The following is a 6,672-nucleotide window of genomic DNA, read 5'->3' on the forward strand; positions in this document are numbered from 1 at the left end:
GGTCGGGGATGCGGACCAGCCGGTCCCGTATTTCGTGCACGCCGACGCGGGGCGGGTCGTCTATCAGCAGTACGAACGCCAGCTCCCGGCCGTCGAGGTAGCGCCAGATGCCGTGGCCGTCCGTGGTGGCCTTCCAGTGACGGCTGACATGCCACGGCGTGCGCCACGCCTTCAGCTCCCCGCGCCCGCGACCTGCGGCGACCAGGGTGCAGAACCAGGCGTGCTGGGCGTGCAGTTCATCCCAGCGCCAGCCGTGGAACAGCTTGCGCCAGCGCGCCGCGACTTTCGCGGGTTTGATCGGGGAGACGCCGCGCTCGGCCGCGACGATGCGCGCGCCGATGGGGCCGAGCATCCAATGCCACTCATAGGACCCGCCGCCGGGCCGGAACGGGCGGTCGCGGTGCAGCACGCCTCGGGAGTGCAAGGTGGCGAACCGGTGTTGCGCGGTGATCACCGAGTCGAACCCTGCCAGCAGGGCCAGCTCGGAGGTGGTGAAGGTGAAGTGCTCCTCCAGCAACGCCAGGACCCGCCTGTCCCGGTCAGTGACGCGGCCCCGCGCGCGGACGGATGTGACTTGGTGATGGACGCCCATCGAGTCTGGCACCGCCGCCGCATCAGCCTCAGGCTGTTGACCTGCGAAAACAGGGCCAGCGCCCGACAGTTGGGGGTAGCAGGTCTGGGGAGAACCGCCAACGGAACCCCGGTCTGTACCCCCAGCGGAACCCCCAATGGCAGCCCGCAATCGCCGCATCGCTTGTGATCGAGCAGCTGGATTTGGCTCAAGCACCATGGCCGCACCCACCTCAGGTCGAGGAACAACGCGTCGCAGAACTGGACATGTTCGCTCGATCCCCGGCGGGCTTCGACCAGTGGGATGCGCAAGCCCGAACCGACAACGGATCAGTCAGGCATAGTCGCTCTGGTCTCGGAATGAAGTCAAGTCCCTGATCGGGTGGTCGATTCGGATGGGTGGGGTCGTCGGTTCGCCAGTGCCGGTATGGCGTTGATCTTCTCGGGGCTCAGGTGCTCCCAGACCAGTCCGGCCGGGCGGCGGGGCGGGCCGCAGTGGATGACCTCGTCGGGGGTCACGATGAGGTCGACGCTGAAGTCGTGCTCGGTTTCGGGGGTGTCCTCGTCGATGACCTGGAGTTGGTGCACGGTGGTCACGATGGTCGTGGCGGGCCCGATGAGTCCGGCTTCGGTGAGCAGGGCAACCTCGAGGTCGGAGTAGCCCGCTCCCTTGCCGATGCGCACGCCTCGGCGGTTGACAGCCACCGTGCCGCAGACGACGAGGTCCACCGGCCGCATGTCTTCCGGCGCAACGGTGGGGGCAAGCCGCGCGGCGTTCTTGCTGAGAGCGGCTTCGGGTCCGACTTCGCCCGGGTCGAGCAGGTAGAAGGGCTGCGGGGTGGCCATGGCCGGTACGGCCATGTAGAGCAGCTTGCCCTCACGCAACGCCGCCTCGCGGACAGGCAACTGGGCGCCGTCGGGATTGGCCTTAACCACAGCGGCCTCGCGCCAGACGTCGAGCTGGGCGAGCCGCTGGGCCGCTGGGGCGGCGCCGACGAAGCTGGGGATGTGGCCTGCCGCGCCGGGCGGGCTGACCGCTTTTGCTTCGTCCAGAGCGGCCCAGACTCGTTCCCGGATGGCGCGTTTGGCCTCGTCGATCTCCACGTCTCCAGTTGTACCGTCACGCACCCGACATGAGCGCGAAGAGTCGCTCGCCGGCCTCCTGCACAGCAGGCTGCTGCCGCCAGGGGCGCAGTTCCCGGCCAGCGGTGAAGGCGATGTTGAGGCCACCGCCGCCCCACGTGAGTTCCAGAGCGTCAATCGCGTGGTGCAGCGCCTCGACCGCGCCATCGACCTCACCATGCCGCAGCCGTGCCAAGGACAGGTTGCCCAGCACGATGGCCTGCGACTTCTTCTTGGTCGCCAGCCCGCGGGCAGCCTGTCCGAGGGGTGTCTCGGCGTGCCTGGTGAGGCCAAGGAACAGGTAACACGACCCGGCCATGCGGTCGAACTCGGCGGGCGAAAAGTAGTCACCGGCCGCGTCGGCGTCACTGATCAAGGCCAGTTGTTCCCGGGCGTCACCGAGGGCTGTCTCGCAGGCGCGGCGCTCGCCGAGCATGGCGTTGGCTTCGGCGACGTGCAGCAGCGCCAGCCCAGTGAGGGCGGGGCTGGCGGGGTGCGCGACTGTCGCCGCCTCCCGGGCTGCCGCCAGGCCCGCGTCGGGTTGCTTTTCTCCGTAGAGAGCCAGGTAGCTCTTGCGCAAGATCGCATACGCTTCCGTGACCGGGTCGTTGACCTGGCGGGCCGCCGCAATCGCCTGCTCGAAGTAGTGGCGCGGGGATCGGTGGTCCCGCCGTTGAGACGCGTCCCAGATGAGCTGCCCCATCAGCGTCGCCGTTTCCGCCTCCACCGACCACAGCTCCCGGCGAATGCGCTTGCTTGACGTCTCGGCGCGCAGAAACATGATGCGGGCCAGATGCTGGGTCGCTCGCGCCAGCAGCTGCGTGGAGGGCGCCGTCTCATACTCCGCTTCGACCTGGAGTGTCTGCTCCCGCAGTGCGGCCACCGTGACGAGGTCGGCCGTGCGCGAATCGTCGCGCGCGACCGGGGCGGGCCAGGCCGAACCGACAACCGGTGTCGTGGTGCCTTCTTGAAGTAACTCCTCCATGCGCTCGCGGGAAATCATGAGCAGCCGTGCCAATTTCGGCCGCCGATACGGCGACGGTTCCAGCTGACCCGATTCCCAGCGCGCGATCGTGCTCGTGTCCACGCCCAGCGTCTCGGCCAGGCGTTCTTGCGTGAACCCGGCGGCCTTGCGTGCCCGGGCCAGCCCGATCCGCTTGTTCGCCATGATTTCCCCTATCGTGTCACGCACCGGGACCGACACATTACCGCAGGTCAGCGCGACGGACGCAAGGTTACCGCGCGGTTGTCGCACAAATTGCGCTCTGGAGCGGCCCAATCCGGTCCCCGATGATCAACCCGGCAGTCGGCGCCGGGTCGATTCCCTCCCCCGACCGCAGACGTTTCCCGCCGGGCAGTTCCGCGTCTGCGGGGCGCCGATCCCCGGTGCCGACTGCCGCACCACCGACCAGAGGAAAGGAGGCATCCGCCATGACGATACGGCTACTCGAACCCAGGGTTGCCGCCCGCTGGCAACGCCGCCCCAACGCCCTGATCGCTCCTGTCGAACCCCGCTGCCCGGAACCGGCGCAGCTCTACAGCCTCATCGTGCTCACCTTGGCCCGGCACAGACCCGACTCCGGCGACGGTCCCTGCGAAGTGTGCCGTCAACGGTGGCCTTGCGACTCGGTCCGGCTCGCCTACCGCCTGCGCGAAGGCTTCTGACATGCAGGCCGTACAGACCAGCGCGCTGATCTCCGCTCTGACCGCATGCCGCCGGAACGCCAGCACGCCCTCGGCAGCCTCCTGGCTGAACTCGGCGAACTCATGCATCAGCACGCCGACTCGCGCACCGCATTTGAAAACAAATCACTACCTGGCAAGGAAAGTTTTCATGACCGTGCCCTACCGGTTGCCCAGCAACCTTGGCTACGTCTACAGCAAAGTCGCTGATCACATTGAACAGCGCATCCACAGCGGGGAATTGACACCTCGCGCGCCGCTGCCCAGCGAGCGTCGTCTGGCTGAACAGTACGGCGTGTCTCTCGGTACGGCCCGGCGCGCTACCCAGATCCTCCGCGATCGCGGGCTCGTCACCACCATTCCTGCTCTCGGCACCTTCGTCAGCGAAGCGCCCAGCCCAGCCTCGGATGATGGGCAACCCGCCAGCTACTCGGATGGCGGCTGAGCAACTCCATCCGAGTGAGGCAAAGAAAGGGGGCCCAGGCTTTCACACACGAGACGTGAACACACCTACAGCAACAGGTAACACGGCGAGTGGTACCTGACATCGCAGCACACGAGTTAGCTGGGAATTTCAGACTACAGCAACGAAAGGAACGTTCTTATGGAACCGGAAAAGGACAGCTTGGTCCTGGCTGTCGAGCACCTGTCCACCATGCGTGGGCGGATGGACGCCGTGCACTCCGACGGCGCCCAGGACGGCGGCGGAGACGGCCACGGCGACGCGGGCGGCGACGGGCTGAACATCCCCGAGTCGTCCTGACCGGCAGACCACGATGGAGCACTATCTGGTCCAGACGATCGAGAAGGCACTGGGCTGGGACGGGCCGCGCGGACTCGGGGTTGAGTTCGCGCGGGGCACCATGGCCGATCCGCGGCTGTGTTCACGACTGCTGACGCCGCAGCGGCTGCTGGATGTGATCATGCGCCGCAGCCTGGCCCCGCCCCAGTTCCGGTGCTTCGAAAACGGCGTCGAACTGCACCCGGACGCCTACCTCGTCAGGGAAGTGACCCGGCGCGGACAGTCCCTGCCCATGGCCAACATGGACCGCATCGGGCAACTCCTGAAGTCGGGGTGCACAGTGGTCCTCGACGCCCTGGACACCTTCGACCCGACCATGGAGATCGCCTGCCGTGCCCTGCAGTGGTGGTCACGGGAAGTGGTGCAGGTCAACACATACCTGACCACCAACGATGCCGCCGGGTTCTCCCTGCACTGGGACGATCACGACGTGGTGGTCGTCCAACTCGCCGGCGAGAAGTCCTGGGAGGTACGCGGACCGTCCCGTGCCGCGCCGATGTACCGGGACGCCGAACCCAACAGCAGACCGGGCGAGGACATCCTCTGGTCAGGGACGATGCGGGCGGGCGATGTCATGCACATCCCCCGCGGCTACTGGCACCAAGCCACCCGGGCGGATCGCGGTGAGGGTTACAGCCTTCACCTCACGTTCGGGTTCGTGAAGCGCACCGGCGTGGACTGGCTGGCCTGGGTCGCCGACCGCAGCCGGGAGCGGGAACCGTTCCGCCACGACCTGGACCGGTGGAACGGTCCAGCGGCCATGACCGGCCAACATCGGCGCCTCGGCGAGGACGTGTCGCGGCTGGTGGCCGACTACCCGATCGCCGACTACCTCGCGCTGCGGGAACAGGAACGGCCCCCGCCCCGCCACGTCGCCACACGCGGGGTATTCGGCGAACCCGCCGCGGTGGTGTGCGTCGCAGGGTTTCCACCACGGGTGGAGAAACGGGGCGAGACGGTAGAGGTGTATGCGGCCGGGAAGAAGATTACCTTCACTGGGCGGGCCGAGCCCGCGCTCACGCCGCTGCTGTCGGGGCATCCGGTCGACCTTGCCGAACTGACCACGGCGACCGGCATTGACGCGGCGATCGTTGCCGGGCCGCTGCTCAAGGAGGGCGTGTGTGCCGAGCTGACCGAGGCGTTGTCCTCGGGCTACACCGGTCTGATCCAGACCGGGCCTTGCTCGAACACGCCCTGAACCTCGGGGTAAGCGGTATCGACACCGCCTACAACTACCGAGGCTTCACCACGCACCGGGCGCTCGCACGGACCGCGGCCGACCTGATCGGGGACTTCACCCTCTCCACCAAGGTCGGCTACTTCCCCAGCGGTACCGGCGAGCGCCCGGTGCACTCCCTCGACCCCGACCGCCTGCGGGCGGCGGTCGAACGGTCCGCCGAGGACCTCGGCCGCAGCCCGGACGTGGTGTTCCTGCACAACCCGGAACTCGCCCTGACCGGCCTTGATCCCGCAGAAGCCCGCGAGAAACTGGCCGTCGCCTCCATGGCCCTGGCCGACTCGGTCCGGTCCGGTCTGTGCAAGGCGTGGGGCATCGCCACCTGGGACCCACGCCCCGTCAGGGCAGCCATCGAACACGGCGCCGCCAGCCTGCAACCGGGCTTTCTGCTGCTGCGCGCCGGACTGACTGTGGCCGCACCAATCCTCGACGCCGCCGAGCACCTCTGCCGCATCCTGGACATCGCGCCCGAGAAGCGATGGGGCATGAGCCCCTTCAGCGGAACCACAACCGATCCCGCCTGGTCCGCCCTGGACCTGCGCGCGTTCTTCGCAGCCGATCAGGAATGCTCGACGCCGCAAGCCGCGTTCCGGCTGGCCTACGAACTGCCGCAGGTCTCACGGGTCGCGGTCAGCACCAGCAACTCCACTCACCTGCAAGAACTCGTCGCCGCGACCAGATTGACCATCCGCGGTGAAGCCGTCAGCCGCTACCGCAACCTGGTCGACAAGGGCCCTTGACAAGCAGGTCAGCGCTGGAGGTCGGCAATCACGCGGTTCGCCTCGCGGGTCGTGATCTCCCGCAACTCACTGGGGATGGACGAGTCGTTGAGGATCTTCGCACAGCAGAACAACGCCATCAGCCTGCCCGACCGCGTCTCCAAGTCAGCCCGCCGCTCCCGCCAGACCCGCTCGACAAGCCCCGGAACTCCGAGCGAATGAGCCCACAGGTTCGCCGCGTCTAGACCACGCGGCGCCAGCCCGTGATCTTCCCAGTCAATGATCCAGCACTCCGGCCACGTCAGGTTCGCCCACGCCAGATCCGCATGCGCAGGAACCCACGGCTCGCTCAGGGACACCTCGACCCGCCCCGGGAACGCATGCTCAACCTCCCGCGCGACCAGGGCCTGCGTGATGGTCTCCGTGTCCGGCGTCGCCACTCGCGTCGTGTGCTGACGGCTGAGCGCGTCCAGCGACGCATTCAACCTCGCCCACCATGCCTCCGACAGCGACACCTCCCGCACCTTGCCCCGTTGCAG

9 protein-coding genes are annotated in these 6,672 nt (G+C 67.8%); 5 read left to right on the forward strand and 4 right to left on the reverse strand.

Annotation, left to right across the window (positions count from 1 at the left end):
* The 3 genes from FNH05_RS28440 to FNH05_RS28450 form a co-directional block, all read right to left on the reverse strand.
* On the reverse strand, positions 1-517 hold a 517-nt coding region (locus tag FNH05_RS28440; protein WP_186382783.1), incomplete at its 3' end, for a replication-relaxation family protein.
* A gap of 419 nt (positions 518-936) precedes the next feature.
* Complete coding sequence (locus FNH05_RS28445) at positions 937-1,674, reverse strand: 5-formyltetrahydrofolate cyclo-ligase (RefSeq protein WP_144591924.1); 738 nt, start codon at positions 1,672-1,674, stop codon at positions 937-939.
* A 16-nt stretch (positions 1,675-1,690) separates the two neighbouring features.
* Positions 1,691-2,860 carry a helix-turn-helix domain-containing protein gene (locus FNH05_RS28450; protein WP_144591925.1) on the reverse strand — a complete coding sequence of 390 codons (1,170 nt, stop codon included), beginning with the start codon at positions 2,858-2,860 and terminating at the stop codon, positions 1,691-1,693.
* A 263-nt stretch (positions 2,861-3,123) separates the two neighbouring features.
* Here FNH05_RS28450 and FNH05_RS28455 point away from each other — a divergent pair, with 263 nt between their 5' ends.
* The 5 genes from FNH05_RS28455 (at position 3,124) to FNH05_RS28470 (ending at position 6,154) form a co-directional block, all read left to right on the forward strand.
* Positions 3,124-3,357 carry a hypothetical protein gene (locus FNH05_RS28455; protein WP_144591926.1) on the forward strand — a complete coding sequence of 78 codons (234 nt, stop codon included), beginning with the start codon at positions 3,124-3,126 and terminating at the stop codon, positions 3,355-3,357.
* A 1-nt stretch (position 3,358) separates the two neighbouring features.
* A complete protein-coding gene (locus tag FNH05_RS39915; RefSeq protein ID WP_342781626.1) occupies positions 3,359-3,820 on the forward strand; it encodes a winged helix-turn-helix domain-containing protein in 462 nt (153 codons plus the stop codon).
* Between the two features lie 159 nt (positions 3,821-3,979).
* The gene (locus FNH05_RS38350) at positions 3,980-4,138 is read left to right on the forward strand and encodes a hypothetical protein (RefSeq protein WP_186382784.1); all 159 of its coding nucleotides are present in this window, start codon (positions 3,980-3,982) and stop codon (positions 4,136-4,138) included.
* 13 nt (positions 4,139-4,151) lie between these two features.
* The gene (locus tag FNH05_RS28465; protein WP_144591927.1) at positions 4,152-5,375 is read left to right on the forward strand and encodes a JmjC domain-containing protein; all 1,224 of its coding nucleotides are present in this window, start codon (positions 4,152-4,154) and stop codon (positions 5,373-5,375) included.
* A complete protein-coding gene (locus tag FNH05_RS28470; protein WP_186382785.1) occupies positions 5,357-6,154 on the forward strand; it encodes an aldo/keto reductase in 798 nt (265 codons plus the stop codon). The genes FNH05_RS28465 and FNH05_RS28470 overlap by 19 nt, the downstream gene beginning before the upstream one ends.
* Positions 6,155-6,162: 8 nt before the next feature.
* Here FNH05_RS28470 and FNH05_RS28475 read toward each other — a convergent pair.
* A partial coding sequence (locus tag FNH05_RS28475) for a phosphotransferase (RefSeq protein WP_144591929.1) occupies positions 6,163-6,672 on the reverse strand: 510 nt, incomplete at its 5' end.

Source organism: Amycolatopsis rhizosphaerae, from assembly GCF_007713715.1.
Lineage (GTDB): Bacteria > Actinomycetota > Actinomycetes > Mycobacteriales > Pseudonocardiaceae > Amycolatopsis_E > Amycolatopsis_E rhizosphaerae.

What these genes read in the sequence shown, in the direction of transcription:
- FNH05_RS28455 (WP_144591926.1), top strand. Translation starts at nt 3,124, where the DNA reads ATGACGATACGGCTACTCGAACCCAGGGTTGCCGCCCGCTGGCAACGC.
- FNH05_RS39915 (WP_342781626.1), top strand. Translation starts at nt 3,359, where the DNA reads ATGCAGGCCGTACAGACCAGCGCGCTGATCTCCGCTCTGACCGCATGC.
- FNH05_RS38350 (WP_186382784.1), top strand. Translation starts at nt 3,980, where the DNA reads ATGGAACCGGAAAAGGACAGCTTGGTCCTGGCTGTCGAGCACCTGTCC.
- FNH05_RS28450 (WP_144591925.1), bottom strand. Translation starts at nt 2,860, where the DNA reads ATGGCGAACAAGCGGATCGGGCTGGCCCGGGCACGCAAGGCCGCCGGG.
- FNH05_RS28465 (WP_144591927.1), top strand. Translation starts at nt 4,152, where the DNA reads ATGGAGCACTATCTGGTCCAGACGATCGAGAAGGCACTGGGCTGGGAC.